Annotated in this window: 24 protein-coding genes; 10 read left to right on the top strand and 14 right to left on the bottom strand. The window is 69.9% G+C overall.

From position 1 onward, the window contains the following. Positions 1-2,154: AMP-binding protein (locus tag AAH979_RS29055; RefSeq protein ID WP_346261310.1), on the bottom strand; the 2,154-nt coding region annotated here is incomplete at its 3' end. 312 nt (positions 2,155-2,466) lie between these two features. Here AAH979_RS29055 and AAH979_RS29060 point away from each other — a divergent pair. Continuing rightward, on the top strand, positions 2,467-3,705 hold the full coding sequence (locus AAH979_RS29060; RefSeq protein ID WP_346261311.1) for a cytochrome P450: 1,239 nt from the start codon (positions 2,467-2,469) through the stop codon (positions 3,703-3,705). A 115-nt stretch (positions 3,706-3,820) separates the two neighbouring features. Here AAH979_RS29060 and AAH979_RS29065 read toward each other — a convergent pair whose 3' ends face one another. Further along, positions 3,821-4,702, bottom strand: coding sequence for an FkbM family methyltransferase (locus AAH979_RS29065; protein ID WP_346261312.1), 882 nt, complete (start codon positions 4,700-4,702; stop codon positions 3,821-3,823). Between the two features lie 540 nt (positions 4,703-5,242). On the opposite strand from AAH979_RS29065, the gene AAH979_RS29070 reads away from it, so the two are divergent. Beyond that, the gene (locus AAH979_RS29070; protein WP_346261313.1) at positions 5,243-6,004 is read left to right on the top strand and encodes a hypothetical protein; all 762 of its coding nucleotides are present in this window, start codon (positions 5,243-5,245) and stop codon (positions 6,002-6,004) included. Between the two features lie 90 nt (positions 6,005-6,094). On the opposite strand, the gene AAH979_RS29075 is transcribed toward AAH979_RS29070, so the two are convergent. After that, positions 6,095-6,694, bottom strand: a complete 600-nt coding sequence (locus AAH979_RS29075; protein ID WP_346261314.1) for a hypothetical protein — start codon at positions 6,692-6,694, stop codon at positions 6,095-6,097. Between the two features lie 137 nt (positions 6,695-6,831). Here AAH979_RS29075 and AAH979_RS29080 point away from each other — a divergent pair, with 137 nt between their 5' ends. Continuing rightward, complete coding sequence (locus AAH979_RS29080) at positions 6,832-7,599, top strand: MerR family transcriptional regulator (protein WP_346261315.1); 768 nt, start codon at positions 6,832-6,834, stop codon at positions 7,597-7,599. Positions 7,600-7,757: 158 nt separating this feature from the next. Further along, positions 7,758-8,582: an SAM-dependent methyltransferase gene (locus tag AAH979_RS29085; protein ID WP_346261316.1), complete on the top strand. Its 825-nt coding sequence runs from the start codon at positions 7,758-7,760 to the stop codon at positions 8,580-8,582. A 202-nt stretch (positions 8,583-8,784) separates the two neighbouring features. Here AAH979_RS29085 and AAH979_RS29090 read toward each other — a convergent pair whose 3' ends face one another. After that, positions 8,785-9,612, bottom strand: a complete 828-nt coding sequence (locus tag AAH979_RS29090) for an SDR family oxidoreductase (RefSeq protein ID WP_346261317.1) — start codon at positions 9,610-9,612, stop codon at positions 8,785-8,787. 283 nt (positions 9,613-9,895) lie between these two features. Here AAH979_RS29090 and AAH979_RS29095 point away from each other — a divergent pair, with 283 nt between their 5' ends. Next, positions 9,896-10,591, top strand: a complete 696-nt coding sequence (locus tag AAH979_RS29095) for a hypothetical protein (protein ID WP_346261318.1) — start codon at positions 9,896-9,898, stop codon at positions 10,589-10,591. 290 nt (positions 10,592-10,881) lie between these two features. Here the strand turns inward: AAH979_RS29095 and AAH979_RS29100 are convergent, their stop codons facing one another. From AAH979_RS29100 to AAH979_RS29130, 7 genes are all read right to left on the bottom strand, one after another. Continuing rightward, a complete protein-coding gene (locus AAH979_RS29100; RefSeq protein ID WP_346261319.1) occupies positions 10,882-11,214 on the bottom strand; it encodes a YciI family protein in 333 nt (110 codons plus the stop codon). Positions 11,215-11,257: 43 nt separating this feature from the next. After that, positions 11,258-11,971, bottom strand: a complete 714-nt coding sequence (locus tag AAH979_RS29105; RefSeq protein WP_346261320.1) for a TetR/AcrR family transcriptional regulator — start codon at positions 11,969-11,971, stop codon at positions 11,258-11,260. Positions 11,972-12,158: 187 nt separating this feature from the next. Then, the gene (locus AAH979_RS29110) at positions 12,159-12,344 is read right to left on the bottom strand and encodes a hypothetical protein (RefSeq protein ID WP_346261321.1); all 186 of its coding nucleotides are present in this window, start codon (positions 12,342-12,344) and stop codon (positions 12,159-12,161) included. Between the two features lie 517 nt (positions 12,345-12,861). Beyond that, entirely contained in the window at positions 12,862-13,623 is a 762-nt protein-coding gene (locus AAH979_RS29115) for an ABC transporter permease (RefSeq protein ID WP_346261322.1), read from the bottom strand. Then, positions 13,620-14,411, bottom strand: coding sequence for an ATP-binding cassette domain-containing protein (locus AAH979_RS29120; protein WP_346261323.1), 792 nt, complete (start codon positions 14,409-14,411; stop codon positions 13,620-13,622). The genes AAH979_RS29115 and AAH979_RS29120 overlap by 4 nt, the downstream gene beginning before the upstream one ends. Before the next feature lie 185 nt (positions 14,412-14,596). Beyond that, positions 14,597-15,442: a DUF4097 family beta strand repeat-containing protein gene (locus AAH979_RS29125; RefSeq protein ID WP_346261324.1), complete on the bottom strand. Its 846-nt coding sequence runs from the start codon at positions 15,440-15,442 to the stop codon at positions 14,597-14,599. 74 nt (positions 15,443-15,516) lie between these two features. Beyond that, positions 15,517-16,050 (bottom strand): YlcI/YnfO family protein, encoded by a 534-nt coding sequence (locus tag AAH979_RS29130; protein ID WP_346261325.1) that lies wholly within the window; start codon positions 16,048-16,050, stop codon positions 15,517-15,519. Positions 16,051-16,507: 457 nt separating this feature from the next. Here AAH979_RS29130 and AAH979_RS29135 point away from each other — a divergent pair, with 457 nt between their 5' ends. The 4 genes from AAH979_RS29135 to AAH979_RS29150 all read left to right on the top strand — a co-directional run bounded on the left by AAH979_RS29135 (position 16,508) and on the right by AAH979_RS29150 (position 20,744). After that, positions 16,508-18,088 (top strand): serine/threonine-protein kinase, encoded by a 1,581-nt coding sequence (locus tag AAH979_RS29135; protein ID WP_346261326.1) that lies wholly within the window; start codon positions 16,508-16,510, stop codon positions 18,086-18,088. A 363-nt stretch (positions 18,089-18,451) separates the two neighbouring features. Further along, entirely contained in the window at positions 18,452-18,682 is a 231-nt protein-coding gene (locus tag AAH979_RS29140) for a WYL domain-containing protein (RefSeq protein ID WP_346261327.1), read from the top strand. A gap of 263 nt (positions 18,683-18,945) precedes the next feature. Further along, complete coding sequence (locus AAH979_RS29145) at positions 18,946-19,956, top strand: ATP-binding cassette domain-containing protein (protein ID WP_346261328.1); 1,011 nt, start codon at positions 18,946-18,948, stop codon at positions 19,954-19,956. Continuing rightward, positions 19,953-20,744, top strand: a complete 792-nt coding sequence (locus tag AAH979_RS29150) for an ABC transporter permease (RefSeq protein ID WP_346261329.1) — start codon at positions 19,953-19,955, stop codon at positions 20,742-20,744. Before AAH979_RS29145 ends, AAH979_RS29150 begins: the two co-directional genes overlap by 4 nt. A gap of 126 nt (positions 20,745-20,870) precedes the next feature. On the opposite strand, the gene AAH979_RS29155 is transcribed toward AAH979_RS29150, so the two are convergent. Beyond that, positions 20,871-24,098, bottom strand: coding sequence for a BTAD domain-containing putative transcriptional regulator (locus AAH979_RS29155; protein ID WP_346261330.1), 3,228 nt, complete (start codon positions 24,096-24,098; stop codon positions 20,871-20,873). A 67-nt stretch (positions 24,099-24,165) separates the two neighbouring features. Here AAH979_RS29155 and AAH979_RS29160 point away from each other — a divergent pair, with 67 nt between their 5' ends. Next, a complete protein-coding gene (locus AAH979_RS29160) occupies positions 24,166-24,330 on the top strand; it encodes an aldehyde dehydrogenase family protein (RefSeq protein ID WP_346261392.1) in 165 nt (54 codons plus the stop codon). Between the two features lie 71 nt (positions 24,331-24,401). Here the strand turns inward: AAH979_RS29160 and AAH979_RS29165 are convergent, their stop codons facing one another. Further along, positions 24,402-24,977 carry a hemerythrin domain-containing protein gene (locus tag AAH979_RS29165; protein ID WP_346261331.1) on the bottom strand — a complete coding sequence of 192 codons (576 nt, stop codon included), beginning with the start codon at positions 24,975-24,977 and terminating at the stop codon, positions 24,402-24,404. A 193-nt stretch (positions 24,978-25,170) separates the two neighbouring features. After that, positions 25,171-26,373: a putative manganese transporter gene (locus AAH979_RS29170; protein WP_346261332.1), complete on the bottom strand. Its 1,203-nt coding sequence runs from the start codon at positions 26,371-26,373 to the stop codon at positions 25,171-25,173. Positions 26,374-26,444 lie beyond the last annotated feature (71 nt).

Consider the following 26,444-nt stretch of genomic DNA (forward strand, 5'->3'; position numbering starts at 1 on the left):
CCCGATCCCCACCACCGCGATCGGCTCGGACGCCGCCGGTGTCGACCTGTTCCGGTCCCGTCCGTCCGCCGGGAGCGCCAGTGCGCGGGCGGCGGCGGCGATGGTCGGATGCTCCCAGGCGAGGGCGGTGGATACGTCGCGGCCGAGCCACCTCGACAGCCGCTCCGCGACGCTGACCGCCCGCATCGAGTCCAGGCCGAAGTAGCTGAATGACTGGTTCGGCGAGACGTCCCGTACGGCGCAGCGTGCCGACTCCGCTATCAGCAGTCGTAGCTGGTTCTCGATCTCCGCCGGAGTGCGGGTCGGCGAGGCGGTATCGGCGGAGGAGTAGGAGACGGTGGCGTGCTCCGGCGGCGGAGCCGGAGTCTGCTCCGCCGTGGGTGGTGCGATGTCATCGCCGACTTCGTCGGCGCCGATGGGTACCGGCGGCGGATAGCCGCCTTCGAGGTATCTGGCCCGAGCAGCCTTGCGCTGGATCTTGCCACTCGACGTCGTGGGAAGGGCGCCCGGCCGGACAAGCACGATCGTGTCGGCGGCCAACTGATGTTCTTCGACGATCCGACGGCGGATGGTCGCGGCCATCCGGGCGCGATCGGCGGCCCCGGTCCGGCGTCGCGGCAGTTCCTGGACGATCACGAGCGAGGGCTCGCCCGCCACCGGGACGGCGAACGCGGCGCAGCGCGTCGAGCCGAGCGCGGGATCGCTGTCCATGCTCGTGGCCTCGACGTCCTGCGGGTGGACGTTGCGTCCCCGGAAGATCATCATGTCGTCCACGCGGCCCGCGATGTACAGCTCGCCGTCGATCATCGCCCCGAGGTCGCCGGTGCGCAGGTACCGCTCCTTACCGGGGCCGATGGTGTTGTGGAACGTCCGCTCGGTGGCCTCGGGGTTGTCGAGGTATCCGCCGGCCACGCTCTGGCCGCCGAGCCATATCTCACCAACCCGGTCGGCGCCGGTACGACCGCCGGTCGATGGATCGACGATCTCCACCACGACGCCGGGCATCGGGCGCCCCGAGCTGACCAATGGCTGTGCCTGCGCCAGATCGGTCGGCGGCAACAGCCGGCCCGCTGCCAGCCCGGACCTTGAGACGTAGCGCACGACCGGATCGGCACCGATCGTGCTGGCCGACACCGTCAGGGTGTTCTCCGCCAGGCCGTAGGCGGGAACAAAGCTCGACCTGCGGAATCCGCAGCCGGTGAAGGCACGCGTGAAGGCTTCGAGCGTGCTCAGCCGTACCGGCTCGGCGCCGTTGATCGCCCGGGTCCAGGTGGAGAGGTCGAGGTGCTGCCTGGTCTGTTCGTCGATCCGGTCGACGCACATCTGATACGCGAAGTTCGGGGCGAAACTGACCACCCCGCCGTACCGCGTGATGGCCTCCAACCAGCGCAGCGGTGAGCGGATGAAGGCCGCGGACGCCAGGTGGGTCGACGGGAACATCGAGTACAACGGGTAGATCAAGCCCGAGATCAAACCCATGTCGTGGTAGAGCGGGAGCCAGTTGACGCCCCGCACCTCCGGGTCGAAGGAGTAACAACTCTGCGCCGACCGGGCGTGGGCGAGCAGGTTGCCGTGGGAGACCATCACACCCTTGGGCGAACCGGTCGAGCCCGAGGTGTACTGGAGGAACGCCAGTGCGTCGCCGGCCGCGCCGGGCGGATTCCAGTCCAGCCCGGAGCCCTCGGCGACCTCCTGGCGGACGGACACCCAGCGTGCGTGCCACAGCGATGATCCGGACTGCTCGGTCAGGTCGGCCGGCACCTGGTTCGACTCCGCCTCGTCCGACAGCACGACGGCGGCGTCGCAGTCGCGCGCAATCGCCTCGATGCGGTCGTAGCGGCCCGAGGCGGCCGGTGGGTATGCGGGTACCGCCACGAGTCCGGCGTGGATGCTGGCGAAGAAATAGGTGATGTAGTCCAGGCCCGGCGGGCACAGCATGAGCACCCGGTCGCCGGGCTTGGCCACCTGGCTGAGCATGGCAGCGACATCTCTGGCGCGAGCTTCGAGCCGGCCGTAGGTCAACTCGGACACCACGGGCTGGGCGGAGCCCGCATATTCGAGGAACCGGAACGCGAGCCGGTCGGGTTCCTGCTCGGCGCGTTGCCGGAGCAGCTCTGTGACTGTCCGCGGGCCTGGAGCTGAGCGTGCGGTCACGGCTGCATCCCCCGTCCTCGTACATTCGCACCCCGCGCTTGACGACGCGAGATGTCTGACGGCACTTGGGTATTGGCGTCGGGTACGAGTGTGCGGCGCGGGGGACTAGAAGATCTTCCAATTCTTGCCGGATTACCAGCGCGCGGCCGCACCCCGCAGTGCCAGCTCTCGCCGGGTCGAGACATCGGCGCGGCCGGACGGCAGTCCTACCGTCCACTGTGGATGCCTTACTGTCGGTCATCGACGTGCGTATGCTGACTGGCGTTGCACCGCAGGGTTGGCGGCGCTCGTCGGCCAGTGTGAGGAGGACTCGTGACCGGGGCCACCAGCACCGACGGCATTGTGGAAGATCACTTGATCCTGGACAACGCTCGGCTGAGCAACCCGCACGAGCTCTACCGAGTGCTGCGTGCGCAGCGACCGGTCGTGCGCGTCACCGTGCCGTCCGGGATCCGGGCCTGGTTGGTCACCCGCCATCAGGATGTGCGGGCCGCGCTCGCCGACCCGCGGCTGGCCAAGGACAGCGCGTCGATCATCCGCCGGCTGGAGCATCACACGGACCCGAGTCGGTACCCCGCGGTGGCCAACTCGTACGCCGAGCACATGCTCAACGCCGACCCGCCCGACCACACCAGGCTGCGGCGCCTGGTCGGCAGGGCGTTCACCCCGCGCGGCATCGCGCAGTACCGGCCGCGCATCGCGCAGATCGCGGGTGAGCTGCTGGACGCGGTGGCGGCCGAGGCGGCCAGCACCGGCGGTACGGTCGATCTGCTGGACAGTTTCGCCTTTCCGCTGCCGATAACCGTGATCACCGAACTGCTGGGTGTACCGCTCGACCGACGTGACGAATTCCGCGAGTGGTCGAACGCGAGCCTGTCCAGCGCCGCCGCAGCACCGCGCCGGTACGAGGCGATGGCCGCATACCTACAGGACCTTATCGACGAGAAGCGGCGCCATCCCGGTCCGGACATGCTCTCGACGTTCGTCGCCGCGGGCGAGGACGCCGACCGGCTCTCCGATCGGGAGGCGGTCGCGATGGTGTTTCTGCTCCTGATCGCCGGCCACGAGACCACGGTCAACCTGATCGGCAACGGCGTCCTCGCGCTGCTGCGCCACCCCGAGCAGCTGGCCGCGCTGCGCGCCGATCCCTCACTCACCCCGCAGGCGGTGGAGGAGTTCCTGCGCTACGACGGCCCGATCAACATGGCCACCCTCCGCTACACCACCGAACCCGTCGTGTTCAGCGGCACGACGATTCCCGCGGGTGAGGTCGTCTTCGTCGCGCTGGCCTCGGCAAACCGCGATGTCGAGCAGTACCCGGACGCCGACCGGCTCGACATCCGGCGGGAAGCGGGAAACCTCGCATTCGGCCACGGCCTCCACTACTGCCTCGGCGCCCCGCTGGCCCGATTGGAGGGCGAGATCGCCTTCAACGCGCTGCTGGCCCGGTTTTCGCACCTGGAACTGGCCCGCGCGCCCGGCGAGCTCTCCTGGCGCTCGGGCACCCTCATCCGCGGCCTGACCGAGCTGCCTATCCGGATCGGTCGCTGACCTTCCTGCTCTCCCGCTGGGCTGTCGTCGGAGCGGTCGACGTGGGGCGGCGCACGGCCGGACCCCGCGCGGCGGCGCAGTCCAGGTCGAGATGGGCAGGTGTGCGAGAAGCGGCTCAGCCGACCAGCAGGTCGAAATAGTCCTGGATGTCGGCGTCGGTGACCACGCCGCGGGCGGCGAGAATGTCGAGGCACCGGATGACGAGTTCGAAGGAGAAAAAGACCGCGTCGGCGAAGATGGCGAGGTATTTCACCTGCTCCGTGGCCATCTCCGGGGACACCGGGTTTTTGATGTAGACAGCATCGCCGTCGACAGCCTGGTTCCACGTCATATCCTTCGGCAGCTTGCCGAAACGGGAGTGGTTGATGCCGGTGGACTTGACGAAAAGGAGCTTGTGGAAGAAGAACCCCCGTGAGCGCAGGTAGCTGTCCAGGCCGCCGATGTTTGGCTCGTTGTCGTACAACTGCATGAACCGGACCTCGGGGATGATCACCACAGCGTCCGCGAGTCGCTTCTGCCCGCCTCGCATCGCCTCAACCTCGTAGCCCTGGCAGTCGATCTTGAGCAGGTCGACATTTTCCATCTCGGGCAGGTCATCGATCCGGTGGGTCTCCATGTCGATCGTCCTCACCAGCGTGGTTTCGTCGCGCCACCGGTCGATGAAGTCAATTGACGGCCTATGGATCGGGTACATGCTGCTGAACGCGTCATTCCCAAAGATGTGCAGGGTCGCCGCGCCACCCTGGCCGATGGCGTTGGGGAGGTAGTGCTCGTTGTCCCGCTTGGTCTTCAGCAGCTTCTGGTACGCGTCCTCCTGCGGCTCGACGCCCCACAACTCGCACAAGCCCTGTTCAACAAGAGTCTGGTAGGGGGGCCGGTCCCACCCCAGCGGATTGGCGCCGACGTCCAGGATTCGGGGCAACCGCTCGGGCTTCACGAGCTCAACCAGAGCCGCCGATCGCTTCGCGTCAATATTACCGGCCATGACCGACCACATCCAGACGTGGACTGGAGCCTTTAGTGCCAACAGCTTCGCACCCCGCCGTGCTCGTCATCAAGTCGCGGCCGAAGGTATGGACGCGGCTGGAAATGAACCGTCGTCGGTTCGAGCCCGGCCCGACCGCCGCCGGCACGAACACGTTCGACTCCCACCACGGGCCCGGTCGACGACCACGGCCCACGAAGTCGCCAGCAACAACCCATGAGGGACTAAGCGGACGTGGTAGCCCCGGTGCTGCAGAGCCTGCCCGATCCTGGTCACCCCGGAAGGATTTGCCGAATGGATGTAAACGGTCCCGATGTCAAACAGGAACGTCTCGCCGCCATCCTGACCGAGCGACCTGCATCGCTGACCGCCGGACGTGGATCCGCCTCGGTACGTCCTGTCTTGCTGCCATGCGTGCGCGAAGGCTGGTCGCCGACGGCCGTCGAGGACCGCGGGCGCCGTGAGGCCTCCTGCAGACGGTGGTCGCTTTGATGGTCAACTGCCGGTACCGTGCCAACAGCCATCGCGCGGTGGACAGTTGGGGGAGCGGACATGGGTGCGAAGACGGCGATGCTTGCCTTCACCGATGGGGACCTGCTCCCGGCGGTGCTCGGCGCGACGTCCTGCGATCCGGCCGAGGCTGAGGAAGTCGTGCGGCGGGCCCACCCGGGGTACGAGGTGACCCGCGTCGGCGACGGCACGCTGTTCGATCGGCTCTACCCGCCGGATGACATCACCTACGCGACCGTGCTGGCCGGAGCCGAGCTGCTGTGCGACCGCAGGCTGGTGCTCGACCGCCCGTCCGAACTCCCCGAACACCTGCGCGCGGCCGGTGCCGGTCGGCGGATCATCATGCACGGGATGCATTCCGTGGTGGACTGGCTGTGCTTCGCCGTCTGGGAGGACGGGAAACTGGTCCGCTCGCTGAGCCTGTCGCCGGACGGCGGCATCGAGGAGAACGTCGGCGAGCCGTACGACTTCGAACTGCCGTTCTGGGCCGGTGAGCATCCGGTCGAGCCGATGCCCGGATGGCCGGACCAGGGTCCGTATCCGTTGCCGTTCCATCCGCTGCAACTGGGTGAGGAGGCGCTGCGGGCGCTGTTCGGCTTCGTGGTCGAAGGCCGACCTGACCCGGACGACATTGATGCGGAAGCCGTTCCCCTGCACGGCTTTCGGGTGACCGACCCGACCGGGAGGGAACAGGCCGAGCGCGAGGCCGACCACCGGCGAGTGCGGCAAATGATGGGCCCGCCCCGGCTGTTCCGGATGGGACCGGACGGGACGATGCAGGAAGTCAGCTTCGACGCGCTCTGAGTCACAAAAACGTTGGCCGGGCCTCCTTGACGGGAAGTCGAGAGCGGTGCGGGCGGCGCCGCCGGGCGTGGCTCTGGCGCGCCACGTTGGTCAGGCTGGGGCAGCGGGGTCGTCGTGGACCAATCGCCAGCCCAGTACGCCGTACCAGACCATGACCGGCAGGTGGAGGGCGTAGCCGAGCTGTTCCAGCGTTGCCGGGAGGCCGTCGGTCCCGGTTGTCCAGGGCAGCAGAACGGCGGCGAGGCCCGACATCGCGGCGACCACGCCGGCGCGGCGAAGTCCGGTGGGCAGCGGGGTGCCGAGCGCGGTCGCCAGGGTCGCGGCGGCCCAGAGCAGCCCGGCCAGGTTGACGGTCCACTTGGCGGTGAGGAGGACCGCCCAGGCCACCGCGGTGGCGGTCGGGTCCGTGGGATCGGCGGCCAATTGGGTCAACGCCAGGTTTCCGGCGTCGTGGAGCAGGCCCGCCACGCCGGCGCAGGCCAGCAGCCCGGCGGCCAGTGTCACCAGGTGTGGCCTGGGCGCCGTGCGGCGGCTGACCATGATGAGCGCGGCCGCGAGCAGGGCGAGCCAGCCGGTTACGTCGAGCCCCAACTCGAGCAGGTGCAACTCGACCCGTGCATGCACCGCCGCCAACACGGCGGCGGGGTCGGCCGGATTCAGGGTTAGCCCCGATGGCACGACGACCGCCACACCGGCAAGCATGGCCGTCAACGAACTTAACAGCAGCAGGCCCGTCAGTCGGGCTGCGCCACTACGGTCAGTGGGACTCATGGCCGGCACGCTAGAACCCTGACGCAGGGAGAAGGTCAAGGCAGGAGGAGGAAGCCGTGTGGCGCATCGGAGAGCTGGCGGGGATGGTGGGAGTATCCGAACGCACCCTGCGGCACTACGACAAGATCGGGTTGCTGGTACCCGCCACAGTGGACCGGACCACCGGCTACCGGTGGTACGGCGTGACCGAACTGAGCCGGCTGGAGCGCATCCGAGGACTACAGCACCTCGGCCTGTCACTCCGCCAGATTGCCGACATCCTGGACGCCCCCGACGCGCACCTCCGGCAGGCCCTGGCCGAAACCGTGGCCGCCCTACGTCGCGACATCGCAGTGAAGGCCGCAGCCGTCGCCGCGGCTGAGGACCGGCTCGCCAGGCCGATGTCGGTCCTGCCCCAGCAGGCTACGGTCGGTGGGCGCCGCCTGAACGTGCGCTACCTGCGAATCGGCCACCCGTCCGAGTTGGCCGTCCGGTGCCCGCCACCCGCGGCGGCCCTGCTGACCTGGCTCAGCGGGCAACCCACCGGGAATTTCCTGGCGGCCGTCACCGCCGAGCACAGCGGCGAACGGCTCGATCTGCCCGCCCGCACGGTGGTGCGAGCCATCGTCCCACCGGCAACCGGCGTGGTCCGTGCCGGCCTCGACCTGTTCGACTGGTTGTATCGGCGTGGCCTGACCGTCTCCGGACCCACCCTGGAGGAGCACCTGGTCGACGCCGACGCCGCCAGCGCCACTGTGCTTGAGGTACCGGTGCGACCCGCGACGCTCCCGGCACACCTCGCGGCCGACGAGACGACGACGGGTGCTCTTGGGCGTCGGCGCTGAGGTTGGCGAATCGGTGTTGACCGGCCTCAAGACGCAGGCGCAGACCGGCGGTTGACCGCCGGACCGCACCGGGCTGGGCCGGGCGGAGAGGCGTGGTTCTACTATGCTGATCATTCATTTGTCCGTAACCGTGCCCGGCTAGGTCCGATGGAGCATAGATGTCCGATTTGCGCTCGAGCGATCAGGATCCGGTGAACTCGAGGCTCGACACCAACGTGCCGCACACGGCACGGGTCTGGAACTACTGGCTCGGCGGTAAGGACAATTTTGCGGTCGATCGGGAGGTCGGAGAAAGGGTCAAGGACATCTTTCCCGTCGTGATCGAGCTGGCACGTGCTGACCGGCTGTTCTTGGGACGGGCTGTCCACTACCTGGTCGCCGAGGCGGGGATCCGCCAGTTCCTCGACATCGGTACCGGGCTGCCCACCCAGGACAACACCCATCAGGTCGCGCAGCGGGTGGCCCCCGAAGCGCGGATCGTCTACGTCGACAACGATCCACTGGTGCTGGTACACGCGCGCGCCTTGCTGACCAGTTCCGCAGAGGGCGCCACCGACTACATCGACGCCGACCTGCACGATCCGGAGACCATCTTGCGGCGGGCGGCCGACACGCTGGACTTCGCCGAGCCGGTGGCGATCATGCTGCTCGGCATCATGCACTTCATCAACGACGATGACGAGCTACAGCAGATCATCGACCGGCTGCTGGCCGCGGTACCGTCCGGAAGCTACGTGGCCGTGGCCAACACCACCACGGCGGTCAACGGTGAGGCCACCGCCGAAGCGGTCCGCGTGTGGAACCTCGATGCCCAGCCGAAACTGAAACTGAGGACCCCCGAGCGAATCGCCGAGTTCTTCGCCGGCCTTGAGGTCGTGGAGCCGGGCTGGGTCTCGTGCTCACGGTGGCGCCCCGAGCCGCAGGACGACGGCAGCCTGCCGGTCGAGGTCGACCAGTGGTGCGGGATCGTGCGCAAACCATAGGCCGCGGCCTGGCATGGTGGCCGCGACGGCGGTTACGTCGAGCCTGAGTCGTCGAACGAGGGGCGGCTGCGGTTCCCTGCCGCTGCGGTGATGACCTGCTGCGGCTCACCGGGTACGCCACGACCGATCGTCGATGAGCTGGCCAGCGGAGGTCGTGGCGGGGCGACCGGGCGGCGTACCGGCGAAGCGGAGTCGAACAGCGTCAGGCGACGGTGTGGTGGCCGGCCTTGACGACGTCGTCGTACTCGCGGCGTCGGGTGTCGTAGGCGGACTCCAGGAACGCCTCCGAGTCGCGACCGACCGGCAGCCGCAGCGGTGGCGACTGCATCCCGCTGAGGCGCCACACGACGTCGGCGAAGACCTCGGGCGGGTTGATGTCCTGGTTGTCGTTCATGCCGCGTAGCGCGCCGAGGGTGCCGTCGCTGATCGGCGCGTAGTCCTCGATCCGCTGCACCGGCAGTCTCAGCGCGGTGGCGTACCCGGTGGCGAAGCCCCCTGGCTGCAGGATGGTCACCTTCACGCCGAGGTGGCCGGCCTCGGCGGCGAGCGACTCGGCCATGCCCTCCAGCGCCGCCTTGCTCGCGTTGTAGGCAGTGAGGCCCGGGAACGGCACCATGCCGGCGATCGAGCTGACGAAGACGGCGTGCCCGGACCGCTGCGCCCGCCAGAGCGGCAGGACCGCCCGGGTGAGCCGCCACGGCCCGAAGAGATTGGTGTCGAACTGCGCGGCGAGCTGGTCGTCCGACACCTCCTCCAGAGTGCCGAACTGTCCGTAGGCGGCGTTGTTGACCAGGATGTCGATCCCGCCGAAGCTGTCCAGCGCCAAGTCGACCGCCGCCTGACACTGCGCCCGGTCGCGTACGTCCAACGTGGTGGACAGCAGATTGTCGGGGTACTGGGCGATCAGCTCGGCCAGGGTCTCCGGGCGCCGTGCGGTGGCGAGCACCCGTTCTCCCTCGGCGGCGAGCCGGGCGGCGAGGGCGCGCCCGAGTCCGCTCGAACAACCCGTGATCAACCAGCGCTTTGCCATCGGCCGACAGTCCCATCCAGATAGTTACCCGCCGACCGCAGCCTGTCAGGGTCTCCGGTCCGGGTGAAGAGGCATTTCCTGTCGTCTATCGGATAGACCGGCGCACCGGCCGCCGCCGGCACCGCTTCGAGGAGGCGCCGCTACGACGCTGTGCTGGTAGTCCTGCTGGCGCATGTCGCGCTGATGGAACGAGGGCGAGCGAGGTTGGAAAGGTCGAGGTCGGCGCCGCCGTGCCCGCGGCTGTGGGAATTCATGCATCGAAAGGGTGGATACGATCGGTGCCATGGCGAGCCCATCCGCGTTCTTACGCGTGCTGGTCGGCGTGGTGGTCGTAGCCGCCGGCGGCGGCTGCGACCCCGGCACCCCGGAGGCGGGCGCGACGACGAGTCCCGCCACCGCCGGCCCGCCCTCTCCGGCCGTGTTCGGGCGGGAGCGTCCGGTAAAGATCACCGGACCGCAGGCCGGTCTGCTGACCCAGGAGCAGATCGAGGCGGCCGTACCGGGCACGTCGGGCCCGGGCGTCTCGTTCACCGAACAGGTGCTGCCCGAACTGCAGGAGAAGACGCTCGACATGGGAGGAGTCCCGGGGAAGATCAGCACCGCCACCTGTGCCGGCGGCAAGATCAAGCTGGCGCCCATGGCGGGCACCTGGTGCACCGTCGTCTTCCGCGGCCTCCGGGTGGATTGGAACGTGGTCATCGGGTCCGACTACGAGTCGGGGGATCGGGTGGTCCACTACACGGTGCATCCCCGTAAGCGCATCCTGACCGCAAAGCTGCTGTACAACCACGCCTGGCTCTACTACCGCGAGATGTCGGACGAGGTGCGGTGCGACAAACTCCCGGAGATCTGGCTGGCCGACAAGGGGAAGAGCACCGGATACTCGTGCCAGTACCTCCGCACGCTGTCGGACACCGAACGGCGCTGGGTGGACGAGGAGATCTTCGTGCGGGATGACGGCGAGTTCCGCTTCGGGTGAACTACCCGGGAGTCGCCGGTAACCGGCGCCGCTCGGCCCGACCGTGCCGGTTGATGTCGCGGATGGCGAGCAGGACCAGGGCGATGATCGGGAGGATGCCGGCAACGACCATCCCCCTTCCCGCCGGGCCCGGCTGGTGCCCCAGAATCCCGGCTTGCCGTCCGGCCGCTCGGTGGTGGGCGGCGTGCCCGCGATCTGATCCAGCCCGCTCCTTGATCTGGCGTTGTTCGGCAGCCGATAGCGCGTCGCCGACGGCCGGTCGGGCCGAGATGTCTGCGTTGGCCGGCGGCCTACGGCGACTCCTGCAATGGCCACACCTCGACGACACCCTGCGCGACCGCGCATGGCGTTTTCGACACGAGTTGGACGGCTTCCTCCATCGTTGCGGCTTCGATGATCGCGAATCCGGCCACCGGAAGAGCGGAGGACATGTAGGGGCCGCTCGCCACGGTCATGCCGGCGTCGTCGTGGTTGCGCACCTGTACGGGCGAGCCGGCAATGCCCATGTCGGCTCCCGCCGCACGCAAGCGCGCGTCGTGCGCGTGGGCCTCATCGCGTACCGCCGCGTCGGTGCGGTCGTAGCCGTCCTGCTCGCCGTATCCGATAGTCACAAACCTGGCCATGACGGCTCCCTCCGCTGGTTCGTACGGACTGCCTGAACGGTGTTCATCGGTCGTCTCCTTTCGTGGCGGTCGGGCGTTCGGTCTGTGCGGGGGCGGCCTGGCCGCGCGGAGTGGGGCCCGCTCCTCGCTTCTTGCGGGGTGCAGCTGGAGCGGGTCGACGGGTTGCGTGATCGACGAACATGTCGACCACGTCGTCCAGATGGCGGGCCCAGCGGTCGCCGCCCGGGTCGTTCGCGATTTGCTGGTCGACCAGGCCGGTGACGAGTGCGGTGGAGATGTCGATGTCCGCCGGGTCGCTGACGCCGAGTCGGGCGAGGTTCTCCGTCCATTGCGACGGCAGACGGCCACCGGCGAGCGCCTCCGGAGCCAGCGCGTATGACTCCGCCGACGGTTCGAACCCGGGGATCGGGCGCTGGAAGAGGAGCTGATAGCGGGCGTTGTCGGCGACGCAGAAGGCGAGGTAGGCGCGGGCGGTCGTCTTCAGGCCGGCACGCGGGTCGACGGAAGGTGCCACCTGTGCCATCGCCTCCAGGAACTGGCGGTATCCGTTGGCGAACATGGCGTCGTAGATCGCGTGCTTGGAGGGGAAGTACGAGTACAGGGACTGTGGGCGCATCCGCACCCTGGCGGCGAGGTCCCGCAGGGACAGCCCGGCAAGGCCCTGCGACTGGGTCAGGTCCCAGGCGGCCTGGATGATCTCGGCCTTGGTTTCCTGATGCCGTTCGGCACGCCTGTCGCCGATCGGTTTACCTTCCATGCACAGGAGCATGACGCCGTGTGGTGCGGCTGTCAACAACTCACGGGACGGGACAGCAGATCGAGGCGGTGGGCCCGGCTCAGGTCGTCAACGACTTGAGGGCGTTGTCCAGCGTGGTGAATATGACGTCCGGGCCGCCGTCCCAGTGGGGCGTCGGATCGGGCTGGCCCGGTGCCGGTGCCCAGAGTCACCAGATGTTCTGCCAGGGGTCGAGCATCCTGCCGAGGGTCGATTCACCGTAGAACGGGGTCCGTTCGGTGACGGTGGTGGCGCCGTGAGCGTTGGCGCGGTGCAGCACCGTCGCCACGTCCCGAACCCATAACTGGAGCAGACCAGGCCGCAGCGGCCAGCCGTCGAGCCGATCAGCGATCATCAGATCGACGCTACCGAGTCGTAGCTGGGCATGGATCAGCTTGCCGTCGGGCAGTTCCGGCGCCACCCGAACCGCTCTCCGGGTGGTAGGGCCGGCGGCCCTACCCGGCCGAAGCCGCCGGGGTCCCGCGCCTGCGCCGGTTTCCGGCTGCCGATTCAGCTACCGGCCGCCCAGCTTGGTCTGGAACCACAGGACCACGGTTGCGGCGAAGAACAGCAGCACGAAGAAGACACACGGGCACAGCAGGATCCACGCCATTCCTTCCACAACGCGCAGCCTAGGCTCGTCGCAGCCTCAGGCCCGGGCCCGGTCGGCGCCACGGTGCGGTACGACGGCGGAGCTGGAGGACGCCGCGGCCAGTTCCACCTTCTGCACAGCGGTGCGGCGACGCCCCACTGCTGCCGCGCCGGGGTCAGCGCGTAGACCGGCCGGTCTGGCCGGTCCGGCATCCCCCCGGTGCGCTACGCCGGGGCGACCGGCCGCCCGAGAGGTGATGGACGGCCGGCTCCCCGGCGTTTCAGGCGATTCTGCGTCGGTAGGCGAGCATGGCGAACGCATAGGCGACGACAAGAATTCCGACGCACCAGGAGAGGGCGATCCAGATGTCACCGCCGGCCGGCTGCCGCTCGAGTAGCGCCCTGATCGTGTTGACGATGGAGGTGACCGGTTGGTTCTCCGCGAAGGCGCGCACTGGCCCGGGCATCGTGTCGGTGGGAACGAACGCCGAGCTCACGAAAGGCAGGAAGATGATCGGATACGAGAAGGCGGTCGCGCCATCAGTGGAGGAGGCCGAGAGTCCGGCGATCACCGCGACCCACGTCAACGCGAGCGTGAACAGCACGAGGATCCCGGCTACGGCGAGCCATGCCAGTACTCCCGCCGACGAGCGGAAGCCCATGAGAAGCCCTACCAGGACGATGACCACCACGGAGATGGCGTTGGACACCAGCGAGGTCAGCACGTGTCCCCACAGCACGGACGAACGTGCGATCGGCATGGAGTGGAACCGCTCGAAGATGCCGCCCCGCAGGTCGTTGAACAGTCGGTAGGCGGTGTAGGAGATGCCGCTGGCGATCGCCATGAGCAGGATGCCGGGCATCAGAAAGTTGACATAGTTGTCGGTGCCCGCCTGGATGGCGCCGCCGAACACGTAGACGAACAGCAGCATGAACGCGATCGGCATGATCGTGACCGTGATGATGGTGTCCAGGCTGCGCGTGACGTGGCGCACGGAGCGCCCGAGCATCACGCTGGTGTTGCTGAAGGAATGCGCGGTCATCGCTGCACCTGCTTCTCGTTCTCGTGGGTCCTGTCGCTTCCGACGATCGCCAGGAAGATTTCCTCCAGGGTGGGTTGCCGTTCCACGTATTCGACTTTCGCGGACGGGAGTAGCTTCCTCAGCTCTGCCAACGTGCCGGACACGATGATCGTGCCCTCGTGCAGGATCGCGATCCGGTCGGCGAGTTTCTCAGCCTCCTCCAGGTACTGGGTCGTGAGAAGGACCGTCGTGCCGCTGTCGGCGAGATTCTGGATCACCTGCCACACTTCGATGCGGGCCTCCGGGTCCAGTCCGGTGGTCGGCTCGTCGAGGAAGATGATCGGTGGGTCGCCGATGAGGCTCATGGCGATGTCGAGGCGGCGGCGCATGCCGCCCGAGTAGGCCGACACCCGGCGTCCGGCCGCATCGGCAAGGCCGAATCGTCCGAGCAGGTCGTCCGCGACCCGGCGGGGGTTCTCCACCTGCCGCAACTTGGCGATCATGACCAGGTTCTCCCGGCCGGTGAGGATCTCGTCGACCGCTGCGAACTGTCCGGTCAGGCTGATCGACTCCCGCACCCGCGCCGGCTGGGACAGGACGTCGAATCCGTTAACGCTTGCCGTACCGTCATCCGGTTTGAGCAGGGTGGCGAGGATCCGCACGGTCGTGGTCTTGCCGGCACCGTTGGAGCCGAGTAACGCGAAAATGCTCCCGCTGGCCACATGGAAGTTCACGCCCTTGAGCACCTGAAGCTTCTGATAGGACTTGCGCAATCCGTTGACCTGGATAGCCAGGTTCTGTGCTTCCATGCTTCGCGTCTCCCTATGCGGCAGTCAGGTTGGACAGGTCTGCCCCGAGACTCTTGAACTCGACCCAGGTCAGTCGGTCGTGTCCGTACGGAACAGGTCGGATGTGACCTTGTCCGTGGACTGGCACCGTGCCGGTCCGGGCGGATCGCTTGACGGTCATGGTGTCCCTTTCTGGGGCGGATGGATCAGGAGCGGTGGATGGTGATGTCGCCGTAGGAGGTGCGGCCGCGTACCTCGACGGTCTCGTCGGCCTCCTCGGGTCGGGTGGCGTTCTCCAGCTGGTTGCGTACGTGTCCGAATCCGGTGTTGACCTCGAGCCAGGCGGCGGTGCCGTCGGCGACGCCGATGTCCAGGTCGCCCATGGCGGTCCCGAGCGTGACCGAGCCGCGGGCCACCTCGCCGAGGTGGATGTTGCCGTTGGAGGTCTTCGCGTCGACGCCGGCGCCGGCCCGCTCGATGTGGATGTGGCCGTTGGCGGCGCGTACCCGTACGTCGCCGGTGACCACGTCGATCGTGGTGTCGCCGTTGGAGTTCTTGACTACCGCGGTGCCGTCGATCTCGCCGATCTGGATCTTGCCGGAGCCCGTGGAGATCTCGGCGTTGCCGTCGATGCCGTCGGCGGTCACGTGACCGGCCGACGTGTCCGCGCGCAGCGGGCCGGTTCGTTCGAGCCAGACGTTCCCGGCGGAGGTCTTGAGCCTGCACTGCCCGAGCCGGCCGGCGCAGCGGATGTCGCCCACCTGCAGTTGGGCGGAGAGCTGGGAATCGCTGGGCAGTTGGATGGTCACGTCGACCGACCTGGTCTTGCGGGAGAAGTCGAGGGCGCGTGCCTTCGGGCCGGTGATCCGGAGCGTGCCGTTGGTGTAGTCGACCCGGACCTGCTGGGCGGCTTTCACGTCGGACTCGTCGGCTTTGTCGCTCGGGCGGACCTCGACGAGGGTGTCGGTCCGGTCGCTCGCGGTGATCCGCACGTCGCCGACGCCGGCTTCGAGCGTGACGGAGATCGGCTCGGGGGTCTCGAATTTTGGCATGGTTGTCCCCGCATCATGGGTAGGTGAGTCGTCCCCGCAGGTCGGGGACGTGGGATGAGGTAAGCGTGGGGTGGTTAGCGCACCCAGCCGGTGAAGCGCTGCTTGGTCCGTTTGAGGCTGCCGGATGGCTCGGGTCGCTGGTGCTGATCCGGGCGCTGCAAGGTGGTGGCGGCCGCCCGGACGAGCCAGGCGTTGACTGAGCGGCCCTCCTTGGCCGCGGCCTCCTCGATGGCGGCCTTGAGCTGCTCGGGTAGACGTACGTTGATCCGTGCGGCGGGGCCGTCCTCGGCGATCAGCAGATCGTTGTCCGGGGGGTTGTCGAGCGTCGCCGTAGCGTGCTCGGCCGTGAGTTCGAGCGGCTCGGCGGGCGGCGGGGTCACGACGAAGCTCGGGTCGCGTCCGCGTAGCCGCAGTTCCACCGAACCCGGAGCCAGGTCTCGGGTGATCTCGTCGGCGGCGGCCGACAGCGCGTCCAGCAGCGTCATCCGGATCGCCGACTCGAGCGACCCGGTCAGGCGCTCGACCAGGGCACGCGCCTCCTCACCGCCGGCCTCGGCAAGGGTGGCGAACTCACGTCCGAGGTTGCCCACATATGAGGTCAAGTCCATGGTGCCATCATGGCACACTCGTGGCACACCAACAAGCCAACCTGGCTCAGAAGTGGTGCCATGGTCGGTGCTGGTTCATCGGGGAGATCAATAGGATCCGCCCGAACCCGTAACAAACGGTCATGGCCGGCTAGGCCGGCCCCGGGCGGCACGTGAGTCACGATTCGTCCGTGCCTGGTGGGCCCCGCCAACCCACCGGAGTCCTGCTCGGCCCGAGCCCCGGGGCCACCGGACCGACCTGCCCCGTGTGCTCCCGCACTCCGCCCCCGATCGCGCAACGGCGTCTCGAACCTCGCGATAGACGAGGCTCCGCCCTCCTCCGCGCAGGACACGTCCTATCCGGCAGGTCCACTGCGGAGGCGCCGGAAACGCGGGGTGTTCGTCCCCGGGAGCCCCGTCCGGCTAGGGTCTCTCTCTACCGCAGGTGGGGCGCCGCGCGGCGAGGGGAGAACTCGAGATGAGCATGCCGCTGCTGCCGGGGGAACGGACCCGGCTCGGTAGGTATGAGCTGCTGGGCCGCCTGGGCGAGGGCGGCATGGGCACCGTCTACCTCGGACGAGATCAAGACGGGCGCAAGGTAGCCATCAAGATGGTCCGGCCCGAGTTCTCGAACGACGCCGAGTTCCGGGGCCGCTTCCGCAGCGAGGTCAGCCGGGCGCGCCAGGTGCCGCCGTTCTCGACCGCTGAGGTACTCGATGCCGACCCGGACCACGACCCGCCCTACCTCGTCGTCGAGTACGTCGACGGCCCGAGCCTTGCCACCGTCGTCAGGGAGCAGGGACCACTGTCCGCTTCCGCGCTGCACGGCGTGGCCGTCGGCATCGCCACCGCGCTGACCGCCATCCACGGTGCCGGGGTGATCCACCGCGACCTCAAGCCGGGCAACGTACTGTTCGCCATGGGCGGCCTCAAGGTTATCGACTTCGGCATCGCCCGCCCCTTCGAGGCGACCAGCCAGCACACTCGTACTGACCAGATAGTCGGCACGGTCGCCTACATGGCGCCGGAGCGCTTCGACCCGGAGAACGGTCGGCAGGTGACCTCCGCCGCGGACATCTTCGCCTGGGGTGTGGTGGTGGCGTACGCCGCGACCGCGCGTACCCCGTTCGCCGCCGACTCCGCACCAGCCACCGCCATGCGCATTCTCACCCAGCCGCCCGACCTTTCCGGGCTGTCCGGGCCGCTCCGCGATCTCGTGGATCGGGCACTCGTCAAGAATCCCGAGGAACGCCCGACAGCGCGGGAACTGCTCGACGTGCTGCTCGCCGGCGACACCCCGCAGCCAGGGATCACCACTGCGGTTGCCGCAGCGGCACTGACCGCCCGTGACGGGTTCCGGATGGCTGGCAGTAGTCCCGGGAAGGCGCAGACCGCAGCCCGGCCCGAGGCCACCCGCCGTAGACGGCTCCTGGGAGCCGGGGCCGCCGCCGCGACCCTCATCGTGCTGCTTGGGACGGGCCTCGCCGCTCTGAACGCGTTCCGTCCGGACGGCGGTGACCGGGATGGCTCCGGGGAAGCGTCCGCGCCGGCCGACCCGAGTCCGACAAGTGCGCGGCCTGCCCCGGCGGCCCCGGACCCGGACGCTCCGATCCTGCAGGGGAACCGGCGCACACTGATCCATCTCGCCGAGATCGACCGTGACCTGGCACTGGACTACCACTGGTACGAGGTGGAGGCTTCCGACGGCACCGGCATGAAGTCGCAGTTCGTCCTGGTGCCGATGGGCGTGGACTATCTGATCAGGTCGCTGCGCGGTGCGGATCGCGGCGACAACTCGGAGACCTGCCTGGGCGTCAAGATCACGCCGGACAAGCCGTCGTCGCTGGTCGCCGCCGAGTGCGTTCCGACGCAGGCGACGCTCTTCTCCCTCACGCCCACCGGCGCCACGGATGACAAGAACAGACGGACCTATCACATCTACAACGAGGCCTACGGCTTCGTCCAGTGGAGCGCGGAACGCAAGGCGGTCTTCGTCGAGGAGGTCGGCGACGCCACCCCCACCGCGAGCTTCAGCCTCGTCGACCGGGGCGCGCTCTGAGCCCCCGAGTTCGGCTACCCCGGGTGGCAAGGTCGCGGAGAAGGGCGGGACCGCCGCAAGGTTCACCTGAGACGCATGTCCGGGTCGAGCCGGCGGCACCCGTCCGTGCCTTCGCTCCGGCCGGGTAGGGGCATCAGGGCGGCCGTGCGTCGGCCGAGCTCTGCGCGCGAAGGCGTCCGGACGGCGGTGGGCGGCGGGATGCACGGTACGTCGGGACCGTGCCGTGCAGCCGGCTGGCGTTGTCAGGCGCCGCGGTGATCGACGGCGACGTCCAGCACCCAGATCACGCCGAACCGGTCCTTATACGTCAGCGGAAAGTTCCAGGGCTCCGACGACGGGTCCGGCGGCTGGCCCTGCCGGGGTGTGGTGCTCCTCGACCTGCCCGCCGCCACCGTGGCCCGCTACACCCGGGACGGCATCGTCGAGGAACTCCGCCCCGACCGTTGCCGGCTTACCCTCGGATCCTGGTCATGGGCCAGCCTCGCCGGCACGCTCGGCAGATTCGACGCCGACATCAAGGTCGTCGAACCGGCGGAACTCAGGAACGCCTTCGCGGACCTCGCGCGCCGGTTCGCCAGAACCGCGACCGGTTGAGCGAGCCGACGGCGACGTCTTCCTCCGTGGCGACGTAGCGGAAGTCGCTGTGTTCCGGGAATCCGGTCGCTGCTGACAAGGACCGCCGTCGACGCCGCGCACGACCGGTTCCGAGCGACTGGTCGGAGCGCGGGTCTGGGTACGGCGGGTTCGGTGCCCGGCCCGGCTGTCGATCTGACGGTTCGGTCCGGTTCCGGCCGGCCCGGGGGCGGTGAAACCACGGTGAAACCGCGGCGATCCGGTGCGGCGGCACCGTCGGGTGCATGACGAACATCCCGACCGAGCCGGCGATCGCGGTGACCGGCCTACGCAGGTCGTACGGCAGCCAGGTGGTGCTCGACGGCATCGACCTGCACGTCCGCGAGGGCAGCATCTTCTCGTTGCTCGGACCCAACGGGGCCGGCAAGACCACGATGGTCCAGATCCTGTCGACCCTCATCCGTGCCGACGCGGGTGAGGTCCGCGTCTGCGGTCACGACGTGGTCCGTGATCCGGACCGGGTGCGGGCGGCGATCGCTGTCACCGGGCAGTTCTCCGCGCTGGACAACTTCCTTACCGGCGAGGAGAACCTGCTGCTCATGGCCGACCTGCACCATCTGGGCCGGGCCGAGGGGCGGCGACGGACGGCGGAGCTGCTCGAGCGGTTCGACCTCGGGGAGGCGGCGAGGAAGCCCGGCGCGGCGTACTCGGGCGGCATGCGGCGCCGGCTCGACCTCGCGATGGGCCTGATCGGCAACCCTCGGGTGATCTTCCTCGACGAGCCCACCACCGGGCTGGACCCGCGCAGCCGGCGCGACATGTGGCAGATCGTCCGGGACCTGGTCAGCCGGGGCGTGACGATCTTCCTCACCACGCAGTACCTGGAGGAGGCGGACCAGCTCGCCGACCGGATCGCCCTGCTCGACCACGGTCGGCTCGTCGCCGAGGGCACCCCGGCCGAGCTCAAGCGGCGGGTGCCGGGCGGGCACGTCGAGCTGCGGTTCGCCGACGACACCGCCCGGACCGCAGCCGCCGCGATCCTGGACGTCGCGCCGCACAGCACGGACGACCCACTGGTCCTGCGGGTGCCCGGCGACGGCGGTGTCCGCTCGCTCAAGGCACTGCTCGACCGCCTCGACGACGCGGCGGTCGAGGTGGACGGGCTGACCGTGCACACCCCCGACCTCGACGACGTGTTCTTCGCCGTGACCGGCCAGCCCGCCTCGGCGGACGTTCCGGCTGCCGCCCCGGCGACCGTTTCCGCATCCGGCTCCGAGAAGGTGACCGCACGATGACCACGATGAGGCTGGCCGTCCGCGACTCGACCACGATGCTGCGTCGGCAACTGCGGCACATGTCGCGCAACCTGTCCGTCACACTGACGCTGCTCGCCGTGCCGATCATCTTCCTGCTGCTCTTCGTCTACGTGCTCGGCGGCACGCTCGGTGACGGCCTCGGCGGCGGGTCGGGCGGTCGCGGCGCCTACGTCAACTATGTCGTGCCCGGCATCCTGCTCATCACCATCGCGGGCGCCGTACAGGGCACCGCGATCTCGGTGGCGATGGACATGACGGAGGGCATCATCGCCCGGTTCCGCACCATGGCGATCGCGCGGGTGTCGGTCCTGACCGGGCACGTGCTGGGCAGCGTCCTGCAGACCCTGTTGCAGCTCGCCGTCGTGCTGGGCGTGGCCGTGCTCGTCGGCTTCCGGCCGAACGCGAGCGCGATCGAGTGGCTGGCGGCCGCCGGGATCCTCGCCGCGACGACGTTCGCCCTCGTGTGGTTGGCCGTCGCGATGGGCCTGGCGACGAAGACCGTGGAGGCGGCGAGCAACCTGCCCATGCCCCTGATGGTGCTGCCCCTCTTCGGCAGTGGGTTCGTGCCCACCGACTCGCTGCCGGTCGGGCTGCGGTGGTTCGCCGAGTACCAGCCGTTCACCCCGATCATGGAGACGCTGCGGGGCCTGTTCCTCGGCACGCCGATCGGGGACAGCGGCCTGGTCGCGCTCGGCTGGTGCGCCGTGATCGCGCTGGTCGGGTACGTGTGGGCGAAGCGGCTCTACAACCGGGACCGTACCCGCTGATCGGTCCCCACCTCCCGGGCCCGGCTCTGGTAGCCGGGCCCGGGGTTGCCGCTTCCGCACCGCCGGGCCGGCGCCGGCGGCGGGCTCGGCCTCGGCCAGGCGGGCTCGGCCTCGCCCGGTCGGGCCTCACCGATCGGGCGGGGGACGGTCCGTGGCGGTCTGCTCATCGGTCGGCCGCTCGCGCAGCAGGTCCAACGCCGCCGCGCGGACCCCGGCCCGGTCCAGGCCGGCGTAGGACGACACCGCCTCGTCGTACGCCGCCCGGTCGGCCCGCCCGGCGTCCGCCCGGGCCGACGCGGCGGACATCGTGGGCTGGAAGTTGCGCAGGAACCCGAACCGCTCGGCCAGCGCGATCATCCGGGCCGCCAGCCGGACCAGGGCCGGGTCACCGGTCCGTTGGCCGCGGGCGAGGTCCGCCATGGCGATGGCCAGCAGCAGGGTGCCGTGGATCGCCTGCTCGATCATGTACGGCGGCGGACTGACCAGCGGATGGCTCAACAGATGCGTCAGGCGTCCGGGCAGCGCGTCGGCGATGCCGGCGACGAGATCGAGCCGGCCGTGCCGGGCGTGCGCGACGACGGCCACCGATCGCGCCTCCACCACCCACGGGTCCAGGTCGAACGGGATCCCGGTGGAGGCCATGGTGCCGGCGTCGCGGATCTGGTCGACGGCGCGGCGCCACAGCCGCAGTCCGGCCGCCACCTCGCCGCGGGCGAACAGCACCTCGCCCCGGACGCCGAGGTCGTAGCCGACCGTCTTGGCTTCCTCTGCGTCGAGCGCGATCCGCGTGAGTCCTTCCAGCCACCGCTCGGCCTCGACGGTGTCGCCGATCTGCAGGTTGGCCAGTACGAGCCAGGTCCGGACACCGGCCGCGTCGGCCTGGGCGCCGAGTCGCTCGAGAATCGGCAGCGCCGCGACCAGGTGGTCCCGGGCCTCCGCGCCCTGCCCCAGCCGCAGGCAGAGCTCGGCGACCCGGCAGTGGCCGACCGAGCGCAGCCACGGCAGGTCCCGATCGGTGAAGAGGTCGAGCGCCTGCCGAGCCCTCTTCAGCGCCGCGTCGACGTCGCCGGCGGTCTCCCAGTAGTAGCTGGTGAGCGCGTTCGCGCCGGCGGCCAGCAGCGGCTCGGTGCTGTCACACATCCGGTGCAGCTCCACCGGATCGTCCAGCGCGCCGATCACCCAGCCGATCGCCCGGGTCACGGTGTCCGGCTGCGCCAGGCCGAGCCGGCGCAGCGCGACGACTGCCCGCACCGGCCGAGGCCCCTCGGAGCCGAACGTGTGCGCCACGGCCATGGTCAGGGCGGTCCGGGTCGCCTCGACGAAGGGCGGCTCCGGCCGGTAGTGCGACAGTGGCCAGGAGGTCTGCTGGACCAGGGTCGAAAGCCGCAGGCGGTTGGACCTGAGGGTCCACATGCCGCCGAGGACCGCGGTGATCGCCGCGACGGTGGGCCGGTCGTCCCGGCCGAGGGCCCGCCGGAGCGCCTGGAGCAGGTTCTCCTGCTCCGCCTGGACCGTGGTGGCCATGTCGTAGGGGTCGGAGCCGAGCAGGTTGGCGTGGTGGGCCATGCCGAACGCCCGGGCCCACCCGAGGAACGCGGTCGTCACGTCGTCGGTCTCGCCCGCGGCCGCCAGGCGTACGGCGCTGAACTCCCGGACCGTCTCGAGCATCCGCAGTCGGGTGCCCGACGGGGTGTCGAGCACCTTGATCAGCGAGTGGTCGACCAGGTGCTCGAGGAGGCTGAGCACGTCCCGCTCGTGCGTGGTCGCGGGCAGCGCCTCAAGCAGCAGGCGCGCGGCGTCGGTGGTGAATCCGTCGGTGAACACCGACAGTGCGCGCATCGCCGCCTGGCCGGCCGGATCCAGCAGGTTCCAGCTCCAGTCGACGACAGCGTGCAGCGTGTGGTGGCGCTGCGGCGCGTCCCGGGCACCGCCCCGCAGCAGGCCGAAGCGGTCGTCGAGCCGCTGCGCGAGCTCCGCCACCGACATGATCCGCACCCGCGCAGCGGCCAGCTCGACCGCGAGCGGTAGCCCGTCGAGGTGACGGCACAGCTCCGCCACGGCCGCCGTAGGCAGGTCCACGCCCGGTCGCGCCGCCCGCGCCCGCTGCCCGAACAGCTCGACGCTCGTCGACAGGCTCAGCTCCGGTAGCGGGTAGACCGACTCCGACGACAGTCCCAGCGGCATTCGGCTGGTGGTGAGGATCCGCAGCTCGGCGGTCGTCGACACCAGGGTGCGGACCAGCTCGGCAGCACCGGCGACGACGTGCTCGCAGTTGTCGAGCACCAGCAGGGCCGGGCCGGTGGCGAGCGCGGCCGCGATGGCGACGGCGCCGTCGCCTGCGGTGCGCCCGGCCGCGCCCGGCGACCGGTGCTCGCCCACCCGGAGGGCCGTCGCCACCTCGCGGGCCACGTCGTCGTCGGCGACGATGCCGGCGAGCGGCACGACCGTGACCGTCAGCACCTCGGCGCGGCGGGCGATGACGTTGGCGAGCCGGGTCTTGCCGAGGCCGCCCGGCCCGACGATCGAGGTCACCCGGGAGGTACGCAGCAGCGCCTCCACCGCGGCGACGTCGTCGTCCCGGCCGAGCAGCGGGTTGGGCTCGTGCACGATGCCGCGCCGCACCGTGGGTACCACGCCCTGGAGCAGCCGCCGGTGCTCGGCCTGCAGCGCGGCGCCCGGATCGGTGCCGAGTTCGTCGCGCAGCGCCCGCCGGTAGGCGTCGTAGCGGGCCAGCGCCGTGGCCGGGCCGGCCGTCGCCGCCTCGCACCGCAGCAGCTCGATCAGCACCTCCTCGTCGCGCGGTCGATCGCCGGCCAGTTCGGCCAGCCGGTCCACCGCCTCGGCCGCCCGGTCGAGACGGGCGAGGGCGAGCGCGCGGGCCCGCACCAGAGTGCGGTAGGTGGCTCGCCGCTCCGCCCGCAGCGCGCTGACCGGGCTGTCCGCGTTGTCGGCCGGGCCGGGTCCGGCGCCGCCCCACAGGGCCAGGCCGGCCTCGGCGTGCGAGAGCGCGGCGGCGTGGTCGCCGGCACCAGAGCACCGGGCGGTCGCCGCGGCTCGGATCAGCACCGCCGAGCTGTCGACCTGGTCCTCGCTGAGCGTCAGCCGGTAGCCGGTCGGGGTCCGGACGACGACATCAGCGCCGAGCTGGGACCGCGCCCGGGAGACGAGGATCTGCAGCGCCTTGGGCGGGTTCTCCGGCTGCTCGTCCGGCCAGAGCCCGTCGACGAGCCGTCCGGTGCCGCAGCCGGTGCGCAGGTCCGCGGCGAGCAGGGCGATGAGACCCTGCAGCCGTGCACCCGCGATGTCCCGGCCACGGAAGGACACCCGGGACAGCAGGACGAGATCGGGGGGCACGGCACCAGGGTATCGATCCCGGACGGCATCGTGATCAGCGGAAGCGCCGCAGGTCCGCACGTCGTGGCTGTCGCGCCGGCCGTCCGGGAGCGGTACGCGGTCTGGTCCCCGCCTTCGCGGGTCTTCCGACACCCCGTACGGAGGGGTGAAGCAGAGCGGCCTCGGCCGGGAAGGTGGCTCCGAGGGCATCCTGGAGTTCCTTGAGGAGAAGTACCTCGCCTTGACCGCGTGACCGTGCCGCCCCGCTCAGGACGGAGCCCCGGCGGGCGTACGGTCGCGGACGGTAGGTGAGGTGGAAAGAGGTCAGTCCTGATCGCGCTGCGATTCGCGCCAGTCGCGTACGGTGTCGCGGACCCGGTCGAAGACGGCCATGGGCGGACCGGCCATCAGATTCGCCGATGCGGACTCGCCGCTACGCGGGTGAGGGCGGGTCGGAGCCATCGCCTCGGCCGCGCGCAGTGCGCCGGCCATCCGACCGAGCTGGGCCGCGGAGAGGTTGCGACGCAGTGACGGGAACTCCTCCGTCTCCTCCCGGGTCGCGTGCGCGACGACCGCGTCGGCGAATCTCGACAGCCGCCGGTCGAAGTCGGGATGGTCGACGCCGAGGTCGTAGAGGGCGGCCAGTTCGTGCTTGGCCTCGTCCTCCTCGTGCCGGAGTTGCCCGGTGACGGTGTCACCTCGGTCGATCTTGCGTTGGGCGGTCGGGTGCACGACGATCTCCTCCGCGCTCTCGTGCACGGCGAGCAGCCGGACCAGATCCTCGAACAGCTCCCGCTTCTGAGTTCCCTCGGCACGGCCGAGCTGACCGAACAGCGTCTTGATCTGCTTGTGCTGCTCGATCAGCAGGTCCAGGACGTCCTGCTTCACACCTGCCGTCACGTTCGTCACCCTCCTCCGGTCGACCTCGGCTGCGCTGCTGTTTCCCGGCGCGGAGGCTTCCATGTGTCCCGGCTCGGCGCGCGGGCTCCGGAGCTGCCGCAGCGGCGCCGGGCGCGGATTCCCCGCCGGTGCCGGAGCTGTCGTTCGGCGGGATCGGATGGTACGGGCGCCGACGGGTGCATTTCTGTCGTGTTCAGCCGAGCAGTGCGAGCAGCGCCAGTCCGACCAGGATGGCCGGGATGGTGGTGATCACGGTCGCGGTCACCGCGGCGCGGCGGCGCAGTGCCGCCAGTGGGATCAGGGCATCCCCGTCCTGGCTGATCGCGTTGGCCACCAGTGTCGTCACGGGCAGGCCGCCGCTGACGAAGATGCCGGTGAAGACGATCTGGACGGCGCAGCCGGGGATGAGCCCGATCAACGCGCCGACGAGTACCCCGACCATTCCGGCGAACGCCAGTTGGGAGCCGTCGAAACCGGTGGTGGTGCTGAGAACCTGCCAGCCGAGGTAGGCCACCGCGACCCAGACGGTGATGAACGAGGCCTCGTGGGCGCTGTGTCGCATGGCGTCCCGCCTGCTCGAGGGGGTGGCGGTGGCGACCGTGTCGTCGGCGAAGCGGCCTCGCCCGGCGGCGAAGATGAGCAGCGCGACCAGCGTTCCGCAGCAGCCGAGCGCGAGATAAGGGTCGATTCCGCCGAGCGCGCCGGTGAGGCGTTGCGGGTCGACGGCGTGGAACACCACCGGTACCGACACCAGGAAGGCCGGCATGGTGAGCCCCCAGAACACCAGGGACATCCGGACGGGGCGCCCCGGCACCGCGCCCGGCGCCAGGGCCACGGCAAGGGTCGCCGACACCGGACGGGTACCGGCCGGTCCCGCTCGGTCGTCGGTGCCGGCCCGAGCCGCGGGGTACGGCCGCACGGTGCTCGCCGGCAGGCTCGCTTCGGATGCCCGCGCGGCGGTCACCCGCCGGGTCAACCAACGGGCGCGGGTCCGGAGGGCGTTGGCCGGGTCGACGCCGAGCAGGTCCACGGTGTACCCGGTGGCCAGGCCCACGGCGAAGAGCAGTGCATGGATCTTGAGCGCGATCCCCGGATCCGCGGCGATGACCACCCAGGACGAGTCGCCCATGGTTGCCGCCAGGGCGGCCACGACCGTCCCGAAGGAGACCTTGCCGCGCGCGTACAGGGGCATCAGGATGATGGCGCCGCCGCAGCCCGGGCTGACTCCGAGCAGCGCGCCAACCAGGGGGCCGAGCCGGGGGCGCCGGGTCAGATGGTCGGTGACCCGGTCGCCGTACTGCCAGCGCAGCCAGCCGAACAGCGCGACCATCACCGCGACGTAGACCCCGACCTGCATGAACGCATCCGCCAACGGGCGGGCGAGTAATTCGATCATGATCGTGTCTTCCGGCTGGGGCCGCGCCGATCCGCCCTCGTGGTGACGGACCGGCGCGGCGGAACGGGACA

The organism is Plantactinospora sp. ZYX-F-223 (genome assembly GCF_039649625.1).
GTDB lineage: Bacteria > Actinomycetota > Actinomycetes > Mycobacteriales > Micromonosporaceae > Plantactinospora.

Coding starts and splice junctions, on each gene's coding strand:
- AAH979_RS29090 (WP_346261317.1), bottom strand. CDS start 9,612: ATGGCAAAGCGCTGGTTGATCACGGGTTGTTCGAGCGGACTCGGGCGC.
- AAH979_RS29095 (WP_346261318.1), top strand. CDS start 9,896: ATGGCGAGCCCATCCGCGTTCTTACGCGTGCTGGTCGGCGTGGTGGTC.
- AAH979_RS29125 (WP_346261324.1), bottom strand. CDS start 15,442: ATGCCAAAATTCGAGACCCCCGAGCCGATCTCCGTCACGCTCGAAGCC.
- AAH979_RS29130 (WP_346261325.1), bottom strand. CDS start 16,050: ATGGACTTGACCTCATATGTGGGCAACCTCGGACGTGAGTTCGCCACC.
- AAH979_RS29115 (WP_346261322.1), bottom strand. CDS start 13,623: ATGACCGCGCATTCCTTCAGCAACACCAGCGTGATGCTCGGGCGCTCC.
- AAH979_RS29120 (WP_346261323.1), bottom strand. CDS start 14,411: ATGGAAGCACAGAACCTGGCTATCCAGGTCAACGGATTGCGCAAGTCC.
- AAH979_RS29150 (WP_346261329.1), top strand. CDS start 19,953: ATGACCACGATGAGGCTGGCCGTCCGCGACTCGACCACGATGCTGCGT.
- AAH979_RS29145 (WP_346261328.1), top strand. CDS start 18,946: ATGACGAACATCCCGACCGAGCCGGCGATCGCGGTGACCGGCCTACGC.
- AAH979_RS29110 (WP_346261321.1), bottom strand. CDS start 12,344: ATGATCGCTGATCGGCTCGACGGCTGGCCGCTGCGGCCTGGTCTGCTC.
- AAH979_RS29100 (WP_346261319.1), bottom strand. CDS start 11,214: ATGGCCAGGTTTGTGACTATCGGATACGGCGAGCAGGACGGCTACGAC.
- AAH979_RS29065 (WP_346261312.1), bottom strand. CDS start 4,702: ATGTGGTCGGTCATGGCCGGTAATATTGACGCGAAGCGATCGGCGGCT.
- AAH979_RS29135 (WP_346261326.1), top strand. CDS start 16,508: ATGAGCATGCCGCTGCTGCCGGGGGAACGGACCCGGCTCGGTAGGTAT.
- AAH979_RS29085 (WP_346261316.1), top strand. CDS start 7,758: ATGTCCGATTTGCGCTCGAGCGATCAGGATCCGGTGAACTCGAGGCTC.
- AAH979_RS29105 (WP_346261320.1), bottom strand. CDS start 11,971: ATGGAAGGTAAACCGATCGGCGACAGGCGTGCCGAACGGCATCAGGAA.
- AAH979_RS29170 (WP_346261332.1), bottom strand. CDS start 26,373: ATGATCGAATTACTCGCCCGCCCGTTGGCGGATGCGTTCATGCAGGTC.
- AAH979_RS29070 (WP_346261313.1), top strand. CDS start 5,243: ATGGGTGCGAAGACGGCGATGCTTGCCTTCACCGATGGGGACCTGCTC.